The sequence below is a fragment of the Deinococcus murrayi DSM 11303 genome (assembly GCF_000482805.1).
GTDB lineage: Bacteria > Deinococcota > Deinococci > Deinococcales > Deinococcaceae > Deinococcus > Deinococcus murrayi.
Genome location: NZ_AXWT01000030.1, coordinates 1 through 17,500 on the forward strand (window position 1 = coordinate 1; position 17,500 = coordinate 17,500).

17 protein-coding genes and 1 pseudogene (1 of these 18 cut by a window edge) are annotated in these 17,500 nt (G+C 68.3%); 16 read left to right on the top strand and 2 right to left on the bottom strand.

Annotated elements, in window-relative coordinates; genetic code table 11:
* Positions 1-157: transposase (locus H565_RS17035; protein WP_157468915.1), on the bottom strand; the 157-nt coding region annotated here is incomplete at its 3' end.
* A 158-nt stretch (positions 158-315) separates the two neighbouring features.
* Between H565_RS17035 and H565_RS14660 the strand changes: the two are divergent.
* The 16 genes and pseudogenes from H565_RS14660 to H565_RS0107485 form a co-directional block, all read left to right on the top strand.
* A pseudogene (locus H565_RS14660) lies at positions 316-612 on the top strand (ABC transporter permease subunit); the annotation flags it as partial.
* Positions 613-690: 78 nt separating this feature from the next.
* On the top strand, positions 691-1,839 hold the full coding sequence (locus H565_RS0107415; protein ID WP_027460488.1) for a sensor histidine kinase: 1,149 nt from the start codon (positions 691-693) through the stop codon (positions 1,837-1,839).
* A gap of 267 nt (positions 1,840-2,106) precedes the next feature.
* Positions 2,107-2,442 carry an NADH-quinone oxidoreductase subunit A gene (locus tag H565_RS0107420; RefSeq protein ID WP_027460489.1) on the top strand — a complete coding sequence of 112 codons (336 nt, stop codon included), beginning with the start codon at positions 2,107-2,109 and terminating at the stop codon, positions 2,440-2,442.
* A 123-nt stretch (positions 2,443-2,565) separates the two neighbouring features.
* Positions 2,566-3,102: a NuoB/complex I 20 kDa subunit family protein gene (locus H565_RS0107425; protein ID WP_027460490.1), complete on the top strand. Its 537-nt coding sequence runs from the start codon at positions 2,566-2,568 to the stop codon at positions 3,100-3,102.
* Positions 3,090-3,716, top strand: coding sequence for an NADH-quinone oxidoreductase subunit C (locus H565_RS0107430; RefSeq protein WP_051363472.1), 627 nt, complete (start codon positions 3,090-3,092; stop codon positions 3,714-3,716). Before H565_RS0107425 ends, H565_RS0107430 begins: the two co-directional genes overlap by 13 nt.
* 52 nt (positions 3,717-3,768) lie before the next feature.
* Positions 3,769-4,998, top strand: a complete 1,230-nt coding sequence (gene nuoD / locus H565_RS0107435) for an NADH dehydrogenase (quinone) subunit D (RefSeq protein WP_027460492.1) — start codon at positions 3,769-3,771, stop codon at positions 4,996-4,998.
* A gap of 109 nt (positions 4,999-5,107) precedes the next feature.
* Complete coding sequence (gene nuoE / locus H565_RS0107440; RefSeq protein WP_027460493.1) at positions 5,108-5,725, top strand: NADH-quinone oxidoreductase subunit NuoE; 618 nt, start codon at positions 5,108-5,110, stop codon at positions 5,723-5,725.
* Positions 5,722-7,062: an NADH-quinone oxidoreductase subunit NuoF gene (gene nuoF, locus H565_RS0107445; RefSeq protein ID WP_027460494.1), complete on the top strand. Its 1,341-nt coding sequence runs from the start codon at positions 5,722-5,724 to the stop codon at positions 7,060-7,062. Before nuoE ends, nuoF begins: the two co-directional genes overlap by 4 nt.
* A 70-nt stretch (positions 7,063-7,132) precedes the next feature.
* Positions 7,133-9,313, top strand: a complete 2,181-nt coding sequence (gene nuoG, locus H565_RS0107450; RefSeq protein WP_027460495.1) for an NADH-quinone oxidoreductase subunit NuoG — start codon at positions 7,133-7,135, stop codon at positions 9,311-9,313.
* The gene (nuoH, locus tag H565_RS0107455; RefSeq protein WP_027460496.1) at positions 9,313-10,482 is read left to right on the top strand and encodes an NADH-quinone oxidoreductase subunit NuoH; all 1,170 of its coding nucleotides are present in this window, start codon (positions 9,313-9,315) and stop codon (positions 10,480-10,482) included. Before nuoG ends, nuoH begins: the two co-directional genes overlap by 1 nt.
* A 144-nt stretch (positions 10,483-10,626) precedes the next feature.
* Positions 10,627-11,166, top strand: a complete 540-nt coding sequence (nuoI, locus tag H565_RS0107460; RefSeq protein WP_027460497.1) for an NADH-quinone oxidoreductase subunit NuoI — start codon at positions 10,627-10,629, stop codon at positions 11,164-11,166.
* Between the two features lie 139 nt (positions 11,167-11,305).
* The gene (locus tag H565_RS14665; protein WP_034408747.1) at positions 11,306-11,893 is read left to right on the top strand and encodes an NADH-quinone oxidoreductase subunit J; all 588 of its coding nucleotides are present in this window, start codon (positions 11,306-11,308) and stop codon (positions 11,891-11,893) included.
* Positions 11,893-12,201 (top strand): NADH-quinone oxidoreductase subunit NuoK, encoded by a 309-nt coding sequence (nuoK, locus tag H565_RS0107470; RefSeq protein WP_034406149.1) that lies wholly within the window; start codon positions 11,893-11,895, stop codon positions 12,199-12,201. Before H565_RS14665 ends, nuoK begins: the two co-directional genes overlap by 1 nt.
* 10 nt (positions 12,202-12,211) lie before the next feature.
* Positions 12,212-14,128: an NADH-quinone oxidoreductase subunit L gene (gene nuoL / locus H565_RS0107475; protein ID WP_027460498.1), complete on the top strand. Its 1,917-nt coding sequence runs from the start codon at positions 12,212-12,214 to the stop codon at positions 14,126-14,128.
* A gap of 109 nt (positions 14,129-14,237) precedes the next feature.
* On the top strand, positions 14,238-15,662 hold the full coding sequence (locus tag H565_RS0107480) for an NADH-quinone oxidoreductase subunit M (protein WP_027460499.1): 1,425 nt from the start codon (positions 14,238-14,240) through the stop codon (positions 15,660-15,662).
* Positions 15,663-17,123: an NADH-quinone oxidoreductase subunit N gene (locus H565_RS0107485; RefSeq protein ID WP_027460500.1), complete on the top strand. Its 1,461-nt coding sequence runs from the start codon at positions 15,663-15,665 to the stop codon at positions 17,121-17,123. It begins immediately after the preceding gene.
* Positions 17,124-17,217: 94 nt separating this feature from the next.
* Here H565_RS0107485 and H565_RS0107490 read toward each other — a convergent pair whose 3' ends face one another.
* Positions 17,218-17,500, bottom strand: partial view of a restriction endonuclease gene (locus H565_RS0107490; protein WP_027460501.1) — the end only. 2,285 nt of this gene lie beyond the right edge of the window; only the last 283 of its 2,568 coding nucleotides appear in the window; the start codon falls outside the window, past its right edge; the stop codon is at positions 17,218-17,220.

Here is a 17,500-nt window from a genome sequence, read left to right on the forward strand (position 1 = left end):
CGAGCCGCTGTTGGCCGACGATCCGCAGGAGACGGGCGTTCTCCTTCTCCAGTCGACGAAGCCTGCGGGCTTCGTCGACTGTGGTGTCGCCGTACTTCTTCTTCCAGGCGTAGTAGGACGCGGTGCTGCATCCCAGGTCGCGGCACAGCTCCTCGATGGGTTTGTCGCCCTTTTTGGCGTTCTAGAGGAGATTGATGATCTGATCTTCGGAGAACTGACGGGTTTTCATAGAGGTCGCCTCACTTTCCAGCCTAGGGCTGGGGGCGAGCCTGAGTCTCTAGTCCTGACCGTCCAGTTTTCGGGGAGCAGACCACCGGGTTCTGGGGCATCTACCGCCGCATCATCCTTCCCCTGAGTGTCCCGGCCTTTGTGGTCGTCGTGATTTGGGAGTTCACCCAAATCTGGAACGAGTTTCTGTTTGCGGCCACCCTCACGAATACTTCCTCGCAACCCGTGACCTACGCCCTCTCGCAGCTCGCGGGCGGGCAGGCGGTGAGTTGGAATCTGCCGATGGCCGGGGCCATCCTCGCGGCGCTGCCCACCCTGCTGGTGTACGTGCTGCTGGGGCGCTACTTCGTGCGCGGGCTGCTGGCCGGAAGTGTGAAGGGGTAGGGGCACGGGCGTCGGCTTTGAAGTGCGGCAAATCCGGCAGCGCTTCCGGGCAGCAGCCTCTAGACTGCCCGGCGAGTCATGACGAGCGTTCCCGTTGTCTTCGTCGTTTCGCCCGCTCCTCAGCAGGCGGCGGAGCTGGCGGCGGCTTTGCCCGAAGCAGAGGTGGTGCATGTGCCGGGGGCCGAGGCCCTGCTGCGCGAGGCCCATGTGCGTCTCCCCGCCGCTGCCCTGCTGTATGACCGCACGCCGGGAGTGCCCCTCGCGGAGGTGCTGCCCCTGCTGCGCCAGCGGGCTGAACTCGCCGGGACCCACTGGTTGGCGGTGGGGCAGACCGGGCTGGGGGCGCTGCTCGCGGCGGGGGCCGACGCTCTGGCGAGTGACGCGACGCCCCCCGCCGCGCTCGCCCTGCAAGTCCGTGCCCTGCTGGCCCGCGCCGCCGCCTATGCCGAGGCTCAAGACCGCATTGCCCGGCTCCAGGGCCGCCTCGACGACTGGGAGCACGAGGAACGGGTGCGCGACCAGCTCGTGCATATGCTGGTGCACGACCTCAAAAATCCCATCACAGCGGTGCTGGGCCTGCTGGAGGTCGTCGGGGAGGATGCCCGGCTGCCCGACGACCTGCGCGAGCTGCTGAAGGTGGCCCGCGACGAGACGCAGCACCTGCTGCACCTCTCGGTCAACATGCTCGACGTGCGCAAGATGCAGGCGGGCAAGATGCGCCTGCGCCCGGAGCTGGTCTTTAGCCCGATGTTCGCGGACGTCATCGCGCAGGCCTGCGGCGACGTGGGCAGTGGCCTGCGCGACCGCCTGGTCGACGTGCAGGTCGTCCCCGGCCTGAGTCCCACCCGCGCCGACCCGGAAATCCTGCGCCGAGTGCTCGCCAACCTGGTCAGCAATGCCCTCAAACACACGGCGGCGGGGGGAGCCATCCGCATCCGCGTTTGGCAGGCCGAGGACCAGACCTTTCTCAGCGTGGCCGACGACGGCGAGGGCATCCCGGCAGAAGACCTCCCCAACCTCTTTGCCGCCTTTGAGCAGTCGCGCCTGACCTTGCATGGCCGCTTTGACACTGGGATGGGCCTGGCCTTTTGCAAGCTCGCCGTCGAGGAACACGGCGGGCGCATCTGGGTGGAGTCCGAGCGCGGTGTCGGGACCACCTTCACCCTGACCCTGCCCCTCGCGACCGACAACGACGATGAAGACGAGTTCGTCGAGCTGCTGAGCTGATGCCCCAGCGCAGAGCTGCCCGCTTGCTGCCCCTCTCCGTTGGGGCGGCGCTCCCCGGACCGCCCCCGACCGTGCGCGTGTGCACCACGCCCCGCTCGCTCTCGTGCTAGAACATGAGGCGTACCACAAGTCGGCTTAGGATTCGGTTCGTCCGCCCCACTCTCTTTTTTTCGGCCCTTTCGTGCGATTTTTCACGAGTTGGTTTGTGAAGAGGGCAGGGTCAGGGGCAGAAGGGAGACTCCCATCGAGTACGCGAATTTCGTCATCATGCTGGGGATTGCCCTGGGCATCGGCGTGCTGGCGGTCCTGGTCAGCGCCCTGCTGGGGCCGAAAAAGGCCAGCCGCGCCAAGCTGATGGCCTACGAGAGCGGCAACGACCCCGAACACGGCGGCGTGGGCACCGGCCAGCGCTTTCCGGTGCACTTTTACCTCGTCGCCATGCTCTTTATCGTCTTTGACATCGAGACGGCCTTTTTCTTTCCGCTGGCGGTGGCCTACCAGAAGCTGGTGCCCTTTGCCTTCTGGGAGGCGCTGACGTTCGTGGGGCTGCTGCTGGTGGGCTACTACTACATCCTGAAAAAGGGGGTGCTGGAGTGGACCTAACAAGAGCAGGTGCTCCTCCGTTGCCGAATCAAGAAAGGCGACTTGCAAAGCTGTGCAGCAGAGGGGCCGCCCCTGAGCCTGCGGCCCCCCACCTGCGCCTTCCCTCCCCGCCGAGGTGCCCACATGGCCCTGAAAGAACTCTTTGACCGCGACTGGCAGGAGCTGGAGTCCGAAGGCATTCTCTTTTCCAGCCTGGAAAAACTGGTGGCCTGGGGCCGCAGCAACAGCTTGTGGCCCGCGACCTTCGGGCTGGCGTGCTGCGCCATCGAGATGATGAGCAGCACCAACGGGCGCAACGACATGGCCCGCTTCGGCTCGGAGGTTTTCCGCGCTTCTCCCCGGCAGGCCGACGTGATGATTGTGGCCGGGCGGCTCTCCAAGAAGATGGCCCCGGTCATGCGCCGGGTGTACGACCAGATGCCCGACCCCAAGTGGGTGATTTCGATGGGGGCCTGCGCCTCGTCGGGGGGGATGTTCAACAACTACGCGATTGTCCAGAACGTCGACCATGTGGTGCCGGTGGACATCTACGTACCGGGCTGTCCGCCCCGGCCCGAAGCGCTGATTTACGCCGTGATGCAGCTTCAGAAAAAGGTACGCGGCGAAGCCTACGACGAGCGCGGCGAGCGGCTGCCGATGGTGGAGGCGTGGACCCGGTGAGCGCTCCCGACCGCACTCCGGCTCTGCGGCGAGCCGTGACCGAGGTTATCGCCAACTTCGGCCTCACGCCCGACGACAGCCTCGAACCCACCGTGGTGGTGCCCGCCCCACGCGTGCGCGACGCAGCGCGGGCGCTCGCCGAGCGCGGCTTCATGCTGATGGACGCGGTGGGCGTAGATTACCTGCGCTACCCCGACCCCCGCCCGGCCCGCTTTGCCGTGCTGTACAACCTCTACCACCCCTATGAGCACCTGCGCCTCTTCCTGCGGGTGTGGCTGGAAGACGGCCAGAGCGTCGACAGCCTCTATCCGGTGTGGCGGGCCGCCAACTACCTGGAACGTGAGGTGTACGACCTGCTGGGCATCGTCTTTGGCGGGCACCCCGACCTGCGCAAGATTCTGACCCCCGACGACCTGGAGGGCCACGCCCTGCGCAAGGATTTCCCGCTGGGCGAGACGCCCACCCTCTTTCGCGAGGGTCGCTTTCTCGACCCGGCCAGCTTCCGCGCCGGGCTGACCGGGGAAAGCCGGGGGCTGACCGGCTGGCGGGGCGAGCTGCGCCGGGGCCAGGGCGAGGACCGGGTGCCGCCCGTGATGCCGGAGGGACCGCAGTGAAGCCGCCAGCTCCCCGCCGCCCGTCGCCCGCGACCCGCCCGGAGGGTTTGCCATGACCGTAGAACCCCTGCGCCCCAGCCCCGCGACCGAGGCTCCGACAGAAGGGGCGTTGCTGCACACCGAAATCATGTCGCTGAACGTGGGGCCGCAGCACCCCTCCACGCACGGCGTCCTGCGCCTCGTGGTGGATATGGACGGCGAGCGGGTGGTGCGGGTCACGCCCCACATGGGCTACCTGCACACCGGCTTCGAGAAGACCTTTGAGCACCGCACCTACCAGCAGGGCGTGACCTACGCGCCGCGCACCGACTACCTGCATTCCTTCGGGCACGAGCTGGCCTACGTCCTGAGTGTGGAAAAGCTGCTGGGGGCCGAGGTCCCGGAGCGGGCCAAGGTGGTGCGGGTCATCCTGCACGAGCTGGGGCGCATCCACTCGCACCTCGTCTTCGTGGGGACAGGACTGCTCGACCTCGGTGCCCTGACGCCCTTTTTCTACGCCTTCCGGGAAAAGGAGTCGGTGCAAGACCTCTTTGAGGCCGTCTGCGGTTACCGCATGAATCAGGGCTACTTCCGGGTGGGCGGCCTCGCCCGCGACCTCCCGGAGGGCTGGCCGGGGGCGGTCGCCCGCTTCCTCGACCAGCTGGAGCGCGGGGTGGACGAATACACCACCCTCTTCGCGGCCAACCCCATCTTCATCGACCGGGCCAGGGGGGTCGGCGTGATTCCGGCGGGGGTCGCCCTCGACCTCGGCTTGACCGGGCCGAACCTGCGGGCGTCGGGGGTGCCCCTCGACCACCGCAAGGACAACCCCTACTCCGGCTATGAGGAATACGACTTCGAGGTCATCACCAGCCCCGACGGCGACAGCCTCGCCCGCTTCAACCTGCGGCTGTGGGAGCTGCGCCAGAGTGCCGCCATCATCCGGCAGGCGCTGGGGAAGCTGCGGCCCGGCCCGGTCAAGGACCCCAACCGCAAAATCAGCCTCCCGCCCCGGCACGAACTCGAAACCAGCATGGAAGCGGTCATCCACCACTTCAAGCTGGTCACCGAGGGCTTCCACCCCCCCCGGGGCGAGGTCTACGTGCCCACCGAGTCGGCGCGGGGCGAGGTCGGCTACTACATCGTCTCGGACGGCGGCTCGATGCCCTACCGGGTTAAGATTCGCGCCCCCAGCTTCGTGAACCTGCAAGCGCTGGAATACGCCTGTGTGGGGGCACAGTTCGCCGACCTCATCACGATTCTGGCGACGATTGACCCGGTGCTGGGGGACGTGGACCGATGAAGCGGCCAGCTTCTAGCTCCCAGCCGCCAGCTTCCTGGAGCTTCCGCTTTTGCTTGCTGGCCGCTGATTGCTGGCGGCTGGCGGCCCCCGACAAGGAGGCGCAGCCACTTTGACTTACTTCGCAGACAAACACCCCCTCCTCGCCGACATCTTCTCGCGCTACCCCGACAGCCCTCAGGGCCGCCGCTCGGCCTTGATGCCCCTCTTGCGCGAGGTGCAAAACGCGGAAGGCTTCGTCTCGGAAGCGCGGATGAGAGAGATTGCCGACCTGTGCGGCACCACCGCGACCGAGGTCCGCTCGGTGATGAGCTTTTACTCGACCTATCACACCCTCCCGACCGGGCGGTATCACCTTCAGGTCTGCTCGACGCTGATGTGTGCACTGGCGGGCAGCGATGAACTGTGGGACCACCTCGTGTCCGTCCTCGACGTGCAGCCGGGCGACGTGAGCGCGGACGGGCGCTTCAGCGTGCAGAAGGTCGAATGCCTGGGGTCGTGCGGGACCGCGCCCGTCGTGCAGCTCGGCGACGAGGGCTATTACGAGAACGTGACCCGGCAGAAGTGCGACCGCCTCATCGCGGCGCTGCGGCAGGACGCGCCGCCCCCCCCCGACAACCCCGTGCCCGTCACTGTGCGCGAGGACGGGCGGCAGATGACGGCGGCGGGCGAGCGCGTCGGCGCGAGCATCCACGACCGAAAACCGCTGCCCGCCGGAGGTGACCGATGACCGTCGCGGACCCCGCCCCCAAGCCCATCACCAGCGGCAAAGACCCCCGCTTTGCCCCCAGCCTGTACGCGCACGTCGGGCAGCCGGGAAGCTGGACGCTGGAGTATTACCGCAAGCACGGCGGCTACGAGGGCGTGCGCCGCGCCTTTGCGATAGGCCCCGACGCTGTCATCGACGAGGTGAAGAAGTCCGGCCTGCGCGGGCGCGGCGGCGCGGGCTTTGCCACGGGCCTGAAGTGGTCCTTCATGCCGCTGAACGACGGCAAACCGCACTACGTCATCTGCAACGCCGACGAGTCCGAACCCGGCTCCTTCAAGGACCGCTACCTGCTTTCGGAAGACCCCCACCAGCTCATCGAGGGAATGCTGATTGGCGGGTACGCGATGCGGGCCTCGGTGGGGTACATCTACATCCGGGGCGAGTATGTCCACGCCGCCGAGCGGCTGTGGGGGGCCATCGAGGAAGCGCGGGCAGCGGGGCTGCTGGGGAAGAATGTCCTGGGCAGCGGCTTCGACTTCCAGCTCTACGTGCACCGGGGGGCCGGGGCGTACATCTGCGGGGAGGAAACCGCGCTGATGAACTCGCTCGAAGGCCTGCGGGCCAACCCCCGCCTCAAGCCGCCCTTTCCCGCCGCCGCCGGGCTGTACGGCCTCCCCACGACCATCAACAACGTGGAGACCTTCTGCGCGGCGACCCAAATCCTGAAGTACGGGGCCGACTGGCACGCCTCCATGGGCACCGAGAAATCGAGGGGCATGAAGCTCTTCCAGATTTCCGGCCCGGTGGCGCGGCCCGGCGTGTACGAGCTGCCGCTGGGCACCCCCTTCCGCGAGCTGATTGACGACTGGGCCGGGGGGCCGCTGGAAGACATCAAGGCGATCATCCCCGGCGGGTCCTCCTGCCCGATGCTGCGCTGGGACGAGGCCACGCTGGACATGCCGATGGACTATGAGGCCATCGCCGCCGCCGGGTCCATGCTGGGCACGGGCGGGGTCACCCTCATCCCGCGCTCGGTTTGCATCGTGAACGCGACCTGGAACCTGGTGCGCTTCTACGCCCACGAGTCTTGCGGCAAGTGCACCCCCTGCCGCGAGGGCATCAGCGGCTGGATGGTCCGGATGTACGAAAAGCTCGTGCGCGGGCGCGGCGTGCCCGGCGACGTGGAGCTGATTCTGGACATGTCGGAGAACATCGGGGGCCGCTCCTTCTGTGCCCTCGCCGACGCCTGCCTGGGGCCGGTCCTGAGTTCCATCAAGCTCTTCCGCGAGGAATACGACGCGCTGGCGGAGACCGGGCAGCCCCTGTACCCGGCGCGGAGCCGGTGGAGGGAGTCGTGAGGCGTCGAGAAGTCGAGCAGGCCACAGGTCGAGATGAGCGACCCCTCGACCCGCCCCATAAGGAGCACCCATGAAAGTCACCATCGACGGCATCCCCGTCGACCTGCCCGCCGGAACGAGCGCCCTCGACGCCGTGTTTCACGCCGGGCGCGACGTGCCGTATTTCTGTGCCCACCCGTACCTCTCGCCGGTGGGGGCCTGCCGGATGTGCCTGGTGGAGGCCGGAACCCCCCGCAAGGGCAAGGACGGCGCGTTCGAACTCGACGAGGCGACCGGGCAACCCAAAATCTTTTGGATGCCCAAGCCGATGGCATCGTGCACCCTGCAAGCGACCGAGGGGATGCACATCCGCACGGCCAAGACCTCGGACGTGGTGGCCAAAGCGCAGGCGGGGATGATGGAGTTCACCCTCCTCAACCACCCCCTCGACTGCCCCACCTGCGACAAGGGCGGGGCGTGCGAGCTGCAAGACCGCGCCTTCGAGTACGGCTACGGCGCGAGCCGCTACGGCTTCGACCGCCGCCACGCCGACAAGCACTATGCCCTCTCGGATTTCATCATCCTCGACCAGGAACGCTGCATCCACTGCAAGCGCTGCGTGCGCTACTTCGAGGAGGTGCCGGGCCAGGAGGTCCTCGACTTCATCGAGCGCGGCGGGCACACCTTTATCGACACGGAAGAAGGCGGGCTGCCGGTCGGCTTTCAGGGCAACATCGCCGATATCTGCCCGGTGGGGGCGCTCCTCGACAACGTCGCCCGCTTCCGGGGCCGCAACTGGGAGTACGACCACACGCCGACGACCTGCACCCTCTGCCCGGTGGGCTGCTCGATTACCGTGGACGCCCGCAATGGCCGCCTGGAGCGGGTCGTGGCGGGCGAGCACCGCGACGTGAATGAGGTCTGGATTTGCGACGCGGGCCGCTTCGGGCACGTCTTCGCCACCGAAGAGCGCCTGACCGTGCCGCTGGTGCGCGTCGGCGGCGAGCTGCGCGAGGCGACCTGGGACCAGGCGATTGAAGCGATGCGCCAGGGCTTTTCCGGACACGGCAGCAACGTGGGCCTGTACCTCAGCGCCGACTCCACCCTGGAGGAGGGGGCCGCGCTCGTCGCCCTCGCCGAGGCGGTTGGCACTCCCTCCCGCGACCACTGGCCGCGCTACCCCCACACCCCCATGAGCACCGCCACCCTGACCGACGTGGCGACCGCCGACGCCCTGGTGGTGCTGGGGGCCGACCTGGGCGAGGAAGCCCCGGTCGTCGAGCTGCGGATTCTGGAGGCCCTGCGCGGCGGCCTGCTGCCCGCCGAGTTCGCGCACGGGACCGCCATCGCGGACCTGCGCCTCACCGAGCGGCCCGCCCGCACGCCGGAAAAGCTCGCCGTCATCGGGCGCGAGTCGCGGCTGTGGCGGCACGCGGGCCTCCGGGTCCCCGCGGAGGGGCCGGACCTCCTCGCCCGCCTCGCCCGCCCCGACACCCCCGACCTCCAGGCGGCGCTGCGGCTGCTGGAGGAGGCCGAAAAGCCGGTGCTGATTCTGGGCGCGGACGTCCTCAACGGGGCCGACACGGCCTTCTCGGCGGCGCTCAGCGGCCTCGCCGGGCGGGTCGGCGCGAAGGTGCTCGTCATTCCCGCCGGGCCGAACAGCCGAGGGCTGGGGGGCCTCAACCTGGTGCCCGGCGCGGGGGGCTTGCCGTATGGCCGGCTGGGCGAGGTGGGGGCGGCCTTCCTCTCGCGCCTCGACCCCGCCGCGCAGGGGCTGCCAGGCCGCGCCCGCGGCTTCACGGTCGTCCACGACACACACCTCACCGCGACCGCGCAGGGGGCCGATGTGGTCTTGCCCGCCGTCACGAACTATGAGAAGCGCGGCACCACCGTGAACCTCGAAGGCCGCTTGCTGCCCCTCGCCCAGGCCCCGCTGCGGGCGGGGGAGGGGGCCGACCTCATCCGGGCGCTTGTCGCGGTGGCGGAGGCGCTGGGGGTGCGCTCCCCGGTGCGCGGATTGCGCGGGGCGCAGGCTTGGCTGGAAGCCCGCTACGGGCTGCGGCTGGCCGAGCTGCCTGCCGGGGGGAGGCTTCAGCCGCCCCGGCCCCCGCAGGACGCCGCGACCGGGCTGGCGCATGCGCCGCAGCTCTGGAAGCCGCGCATGTTGCCCCGCCCAGAGCGCCGGGGCAGCGGTGTGCCGGGCCGCGAAGCTCGCGCCGAGCGCTGGGAGCTGCCGCTGGCTCCTGCCCCGCAACCGGGAGGAGATGACTGATGCCTGACTGGCTCGCCGCGCTACTCATCACCCTGCTCAAGGGCGTGCTCGTCGCCCTCGCGCTGCTGACCACCTTCGCCTACATGACCCTGATCGAGCGGCGGCTCCTTGCCCGGATGCAGATTCGCCTCGGTCCCAACCGGGTCGGGCCGCTGGGCCTCTTGCAGCCGCTCGCGGACGCCATCAAGAGCATCTTCAAGGAAGACCTGCGGGTCACGATGGCCGACAAGCTGGTCTATACCATGGCGCCCATCGTCGCCATCGGGATGGCGCTGACCGCCTTCGGGGGCATCCCGGCGGGACCTCCGGGTTCGCTGTTCGGGGAAAACCCCTGGGTCTACCAGCTCGACGCCGGAATCCTGGCGCTGCTGGCCATCACGTCGATGGGCGTCTACGGCATCTTTCTGGGGGGGTGGGCATCGGGGTCAAAGTATCCCCTGCTGGGGAGCCTTCGCAGCAGCGCCCAGATGATTTCCTATGAACTCGGCATGGGCCTGAGCATCCTGGGCCTGCTGATGCTGGTGGGCAGCACCGCCTTCGTGAACATCGTGGAGTGGCAGGCGCAAAACGGCTGGATGGTGCTCTTTCAGTCGCTGGGTTTCGCCCTCTTTCTGGTGTCGTCCTTTGCGGAGGTCAACCGCACCCCCTTTGACCTGCCGGAAGCCGAGCAAGAACTCGTCGCGGGGTACCTCACCGAGTATTCCGCCATCAAGTGGGCGCTCTTTCAGATGGCCGAGTACGTCAACATGATTACGGCCTCGGCGATCATGGCGACCCTCTTTTTCGGCGGGTACCGCGGGCCAGTCTTTTTAGAGGGGCTGGTTCCCGGTATCTCCTCGTGGCCGATTGTCTGGCTGGTCCTGAAAATCGCCTTTTTCCTCTTCCTCTTTATCTGGGTGCGCGGCACGCTGCCCCGCTTCCGCTACGACCAACTGATGCGCTTTGGCTGGAAGCTGCTGCTGCCGCTCGCGCTCGCCAACACCATGCTGACCGCCGCCTACCTCGCCTTTGCGCGGGGAGCGGGGCTGTGGCCGCTCGCGCTCCTCAGCCTGCTGGGGCTGCTCGCCCTCCTCGCCCTGAGTGACCGGGTGCGCGTGCTGTGGAACCAACCCACCGGACGCGGGGCCGCCGACGATTCCTTCCCGGCGCGGCCCCTGGGGGGGGACTGATGCGGGAGACTGGTGCAACAAGACTTTTCACTCGCTGTGGGGCCACCAGTTGCCAGCGGCCAGCTTCGAGCGTTCTGGAGCCAGAGCTGTGGCCTGCTGGCGGCTGGCGACTGGCGGCTGGCAGCCCCTCCAAAGGAGGCCACCATGAGCGTTCTTGACATCGCCAAGGGCATGGGCGTGACCCTGAGTAAGCTCTTTCAAAAGCCCGTCACCGTGAGTTACCCCGAAGAACGGGTGACCCTCCAGCCGCGCTTCCGGGGACGGCACGTGCTTACCCGGCACCCCGACACGGGCCTGGAGAAGTGCATCGGTTGTTCGCTGTGTGCGGCGGCTTGCCCGGCCTACGCGATTTACGTGGAAGCCGCCGAGAACGATCCCCTCAACCCCACCAGCCCCGGCGAGCGCTACGCGAAGGTCTACGAAATCAACATGCTGCGCTGCATCTTCTGCGGGCTGTGCGAGGAAGCCTGCCCGACGGGCGCGGTCGTGCTGGGCAACGAGTTCGAGTTGGCCGACTACCGTTATGGCGACCTGGTGTACGGCAAGGAAGACATGCTCGTGGGCGTCGACGGCTCGCTGCCGCAGCGTCGTGAGGCCGCCCGCACGGGGAGGCCCCTGCGCCGGGGCTTCCGGGTGGAGGGCGGCGCTAGACCCGAACTGGAAGGAGTGGAGTACCCATCATGAGGCGCGAGCGAAGGCAGCAAACAAGGCAGCAAGGACGGAGCAGCCAGCATGGCGCGGTGCGGGGTCGAGAGGTCGAGGGGCTGGGTCGTCGAGGGGCCAGGCCCTGCCTCCCCGCGCTTCCCGCCCTGGGGGGGCAGCGATGATCGCCTTTCTCCTCCTGGGAGCGCTCGCCCTCGTCGGGGCGGTGGTCACGGTCGCCGCCCGCAACGCCGTTCACGCGGCGCTGGGGCTGGTGGGCACCCTGCTGAGCGTGGCGGGGCTGTTTGCCAGCCTCAGCGCGTCCTTTTTGGCAGCGGTGCAGGTCATCGTGTACGCCGGGGCGATTTTGGTGCTCTTCCTCTTTGTCATCATGCTGCTCAACGCCCATCAGCCCGTGACGGGGCGCGACCCGGTGCCCTTCGTGCGCGAGCTGGCGGGAATCGGCGGGGTGATTCTGGCGGGGGCGCTGGCGGTCATCGCCTTTTCCTACCGGGACCCGCAGCCCCTCGCGCAGGGGACGGCAGCCCTGCGCGGCGGCACGGCGGGGGCGGTGGGCGAGACGCTGCTGACGCGCTTCTTGCTGCCCTTCGAGGCAGTGAGCGTGCTGCTGCTCGTCGCCATCGTGGGGGCGGTCGCGCTGGTGCGGCGGCCCGCACCGCAGCCCGACGGCGTGACCGACGCCGAGGGCGTGGCCCTGCCCGGCGAGCTGCCCGAACGCACGGCCCCCGAAGGCGGGGTGAGGGCCTGATGGACCCCGCGCCGACCACCTACTACGTGGCCCTGTCGGGGCTGCTCTTTGCGATCGGGATGATGGGCGTGCTCACGCGGCGCACGGCCATCATGATGTTCCTCTCGGTCGAGCTGATGCTCAATGCCGCCAACCTCGCGCTCGTGGCCTTTGCCCGGTCGTGGGGGGACCTCGCCGGGCAAACCGCCGTCTTCATCGTGATGACGCTCGCTGCCGCCGAGGTCGCCATCGGGCTGGCCATCATCGTCGCCATCTTCCGCCAGCGCGAGACGACCAACGTGGACGTCCTCGCGACCCTGAAAGGTTGAGTGCCCCGCCGTGCCCCTCTTCCTTCTTCCTCTGCTGCCGCTCGTCGGCTTTGCGCTGCTCATCCTCTTTCCCCGGCTCTTTCCCGGCAAGTCGGGCGGCTGGCTGGCATCGGGCACCGTACTGGCGAGCTTCGTCATCGCCGTGACGCGCTTCCTCGGTCAGGGCGACGAACCCGCCCGCGAGATTCTCTGGACCTGGCTGCCGGGCATGGCCCTGAATGCGAACCTATCGGTGGGCTTCTGGTACGACCAGCTCTCCGCCTTGATGGCGCTCATCATCACGGGGGTCGGCTTCCTGATTCACCTGTATTCGGTGAGCTACATGGGCCACGACCGCCAGTTCACCCGCTTTTTCGCCTTCCTGAACTTTTTCGTGGCGATGATGCTGGTGCTCGTCCTCGCCGACTCCTACCCCCTGATGTTCGTGGGCTGGGAGGGGGTGGGGGTTGCGTCCTACCTGCTGATTGGCTTTTGGTTCAGTGGGCGCAACTCCGAGGCCTCTGACCGGGACATCCGCGAGGCGAGCGACCGCGAGGGCGTGGCGAACTCCAACGCGGCCCGCAAGGCCTTCATCATGAACCGCATCGGGGACCTCGGCTTCATGCTGGGGATGTTCCTGCTCTACCGGCTGTACGGCACGCTGGTCATCCCCGAACTGGCCGAGCGGGTGGACGGGGCGCAGGTCGCCGCCGCCGGGGTCGAACTCGCCTGCCTCTTCCTGCTCGTCGGCGCGGTGGGCAAGTCCGGCCAGCTTCCGCTCACGACCTGGCTGCCGGACGCAATGGCGGGGCCGACGCCCGTTTCCGCCCTCATCCATGCTGCCACGATGGTGACGGCGGGTGTATACCTGATTGCCCGCAGCCACTTCCTGTACGACCTCGCGCCGGGGGCCTCGACCTGGGTCGCCTGGGTGGGTGCCCTCACCGCGCTGTACGGGGCGCTGTCGGCCCTCAACCAGCACGACATCAAGAAAATCCTGGCGTATTCCACCGTCTCGCAGCTCGGCTACATGTTCCTGGCGGTGGGGGTGGGCGCGTACTCAGCGGGCGTGTTCCACCTGCTGACCCACGCTTTTTTCAAAGCGCTGCTGTTCCTGTCGGCGGGGGCGGTCATCCACGCCCTACACGAGGAGCAGGACGTGCGGCGCATGGGCGGGCTGCGGCGGTTCATGCCCTTTACCCACCTCACGGCCCTGATGGGCGTGCTGGCGATTGCCGGGATTCCAGTCTGGAGCGGCTTTTTCTCCAAGGATGCGATTTTGGCCGCCGCCTTTGCTGCCAGCCCGCTCCTGTACGTGGTGGGGCTGGGCGTGGCCTTTCTCACCGCGTATTACATGGGCCGCTGGTACTTCCTGGTGTGGCGCGGCGAGTACCGGGGGAGCGTGGCGCACCCGCATGAGGCCGACGGCCTGATGAAGGTGCCGCTGGGCATCCTCGCGGCGCTCGCCACCCTCGCCGGATTCCTGAACGTGCCGACCTTTCTGGGGGGCGGGCACGCCTTTGACGATTACCTGGGCCGGGCGATTCCGGTGCACGGCCACGAGATTCCCATCTCGACCGAGTGGCTCTTGACCCTCCTCGCGGTGGCTGCCGGGGTGGGCGGGCTGCTGTGGGCTGCCGCCGAGCACCGCCGCCGTGCCTTGGCCACCGGGCCGCTGGGCGCGGCGAGCGCGAACGCGCTGTACCTCGACCGGGTGTATGACGGCCTGGTCGCGGCCCCCAGCCGGGCGCTGGCCGCTGGGCTGGATGTGGTCGACCGGGGCCTAGACGGGGCGCTGTCGGGGGTGGCCCGCAACAGCGCGGCCCCCGGCGGGCTGTTCTCGCGCTGGCAGAGCGGCTTTGTGCGGACCTACGCGGTGTCCATGCTGCTGGGTACGGCCCTGTTGTTGGGCTACTGGGCGCTGCGGACGATTGGAGGCGGGGCGTGACCGGGCCTGTGGCGCGTGGCGGGTGGCGTGTGGAGGGGGGCCGCCGTGCGCGGTCCGCCCTCGCCCGACCCCTCGACCCCTCGACTCCCCGCCTCCCCGGAGGGCAGCCGTGATTCACCTGATGATTTTTCTGCCCCTGTTGGGCGCCCTCCTGCTGCTCGTCACGCCGCGCGCCTGGCGTGAGGAGGTCGCCGGCTTCGTCGCCGCGCTCACGCTGGGCCTGGGCCTATGGCTGTGGCGCGACGGGGGAGCTGCCCTCTATAGCGCTCCCTGGGTTCCGGCGCTGGGCGCGACCTACTCGGTGGAACTCGCGGGGCCGAGTCTCGCCCTCGCGCTGGTCACCGCGCTGATGACGCTGGTCGCGGTGATTTATGCCGCTCGCCGCATCGAGAATCCCGGCCCCCTGCTCGCGCTCGTGTTGGCAATGGAGTCGGCGCTGCTGGGGATTTTTGCGGCCCGTGACCTCGTGCTGTTTTACGTGTTCTTTGAAGCGGCGCTGCTGCCTTCCCTCCTGATGCTGGCCATCTACGGCGGGCCGGGGCGGATGCGGGCGCTCGTCAAGTTCGCGGCGTACACGCTGCTGGGGAGCCTCTTGATGCTGCTCTCCATCATCGGGGTGCGGTATTACGGCGGCAGCCCGACGTTCGCACTGGCCGACCTGGTGCGCTTTCCGGTGGAGGGCGCGGCGCAAACCTGGCTGTACCTGGGCTTCCTCGCGGCGATGGCGGTCAAGCTGCCGCTGTGGCCGCTGCACGCCTGGCTCCCCGACTTTCACGAGCAAAACCACGCCAGCGGCATCCCCGACCTGATGGGCACCCTGTACAAGGTGGGGGGCTACGGCCTGTTCGCCTTTGCACTGCCCCTCTTCCCGGACGCCTCGCTCGAACTGCGCCCGGTGCTGATGGCGCTCGCGGCGTGGACCGCCCTGTACGGGGCCTGGATTGCCTTTCGCCAGACGAACTGGAAGCGGCTGCTCGCCTACGCGGGGCTGTCGCACATGGGCATCGTCGGGCTGGGCATCTTCAGCCTGAACGAGACGGCCACCGTGGGGGCGCTGTACCTGCTCGCCTTCCAAAACGTGTACACCGGGGCACTCTTTCTGGGCGTGGGGATGCTGCAAGAGCGCATTGGCAGCGTGGACACCCGCGTGGGCGGCGTGATGACCCAGGCGGGTGCCCTGAGCGGCCTCACGATGGGGCTGTGGTTTGCCTCCATCGCCGTGCCGGGGCTGGCGGGCTTTATCGGCGAGTTCAGCGTGCTCTTGGGGGCCTATCAGGTCTCGCCCTGGCTGGCCTTCCTCGCGGGCCTTTCCACCATCGCCGCCGCCGCCTACGCGCTGACCGCCTTCCAGACAACCTTCTGGGAGGCCCGGCCTTGGGGGGCGGTGCGGGTGGCCGACCTGCGCCAAACCGAGTGGCTGGTGCTGGGCCTCCCGCTGGCCGTCGCCATCCTCTTCGGGGTGTACTCGGCACCGGCCCTCAACCTGATTCAACCCGCCGTGCGCGGGGTGCTCTCTGCCCTGGGAGGAACCTGAATGCTGACCCCTCCGGACGTCGCCCTTGCGCCGCTGCTGCCCATCCTGCTCGTGCTGGCGGGGGCCGTGTCCAGCACGGTGCTGGGCTTTCACCTGCCCCGGCGCACGCTGACGGCCATCAACCTCGTGCTGTTGCTGCTGAGTGCCGCCGCGATGGCCCTGCTGTGGAGCGGCCCCGGCGAGCTGCCCGCAACCGCGTTTGGCGGCAGCCTGCGGGCCGACAATGCCGCCGTCCTGCTGGGTCTGACCATCGTGGCGGGCAGCATGATGGCCCTGCTCGTGAGCCTGGATACCGCCTACCGCGCCCGCCTGAGCTTTCCAGAGTTCGACGCGATGCTGATGTACGCGGTAACGGGCACCCTGCTGATCGCTTTTTCTGGCGACCTGATTGTGATGCTGATTGGGCTGGAGGTTATGAGCCTGGCGAGCTACGTCCTCGCTACCCTGCAAGACTCGCGCCGCGCCGAGGAATCCGGCCTGAAGTACTTCCTGCTGGGGTCGGTGGGCAGCGCCGTCCTGATTTACGGTCTCGCGCTGGTGTACGGGGCGACGGGCAGCCTGAGCTATGGCGGCATCGCGGCGGCTACGGCGGGGCTGACGCCCGGCAACCTGGGCCTCCTCGTGGGCGGGGCGCTGCTCTTGCTCGCGGGCTTCGGGTTCAAGGTGGCGCTCGCGCCCTTTCACCAGTGGACCCCGGACGTGTACTCCGGAGCACCGACCACGGTGAGCCTCTTTCTGAGCACGGTCGTCAAGGTCGCGGCCTTTGCGGGGATGCTGCGGGTCTTCGGCGGGGCGCTGCAAAACGCGCCCTTCTGGGCCTCGGCGCTGCAACTCCTGATTGCAGCGACCCTGATTGTCGGCAACGCGGCCTCGCTCTTCCAGACCAACTTCAAGCGGATGCTGGCGTACTCGGCGGTCGCACACACGGGCTTTCTGGCGATGGCGCTGCTGGGCACGCCGGGGCTGGGTGGGGCGGCGCTGGGGTACTACCTCCTCGTGTACACCCTGATGACGGGAGCGGCGCTGGCGATTGTGGCGGCGCTGCAACGGACCGAAGCGGGCATGAACATCAGCGACCTGCGCGGGCTGTACCACCGTCACCCCGGCTACGCGGTCGCCCTTGCGGCCTGCCTCGCCAGCCTCGCGGGGCTGCCGCCCTTTGCGGGCTTTTTTGGGAAGTACCTCGCGTTCCAGGCCGCCTTCCAGAATGGGTACGTCTGGCTGAGCATTCTCGCGGTGCTGGCAAGCGTGGCCGCGCTGGTGTACTACCTGCGCCCGGCCATGCTGCTGTTCATGCCCGACCGCACCCCCGCCCGTGAGTACCCCCACGGCCAACGCCCGGCGACCAACCTGACGGTCGCGCTGGGTGTGGCCGCCATCACCGTGCTGGGGCTGCTGCCCAACCTGTGGTATGGCTGGCTGGCGGACCCGGCGATTTGGGAGCTGCTGGCGGGGCGGTAGGGGAGAGCGGTCAGCTTTCAGCCATCAGCAAGGGAGGAGCGGGGGCCTAAGCCTCCGCTTCTTTTTCTTTGGAGGTGGTTGCGGCTGATGGGGATTAGAGCTGACTTTCCTCTCGCGCCACCACGGTGTCATACAGCCCGTAGTGCGTCAGCCCCTGGTGGCTTTCCAGCCCTGTGTAACTCAGCGAGGCGTCCTCGTAGCGGCGGAAGGCGAACACGGCGGCGTTCATCTGCTCGGTGTTAAAGACCCGCAGCCGCACCAGCAGGTGAAAATCCTGCACGCTCAGGCCCGTCACGGTCTGGAACAGCTCCGGCTCCAGTTTGGTGATGACGTCTTGCAGGGTGTTCTCGCGGAAGTCGGTCAGGTACATAAACGCC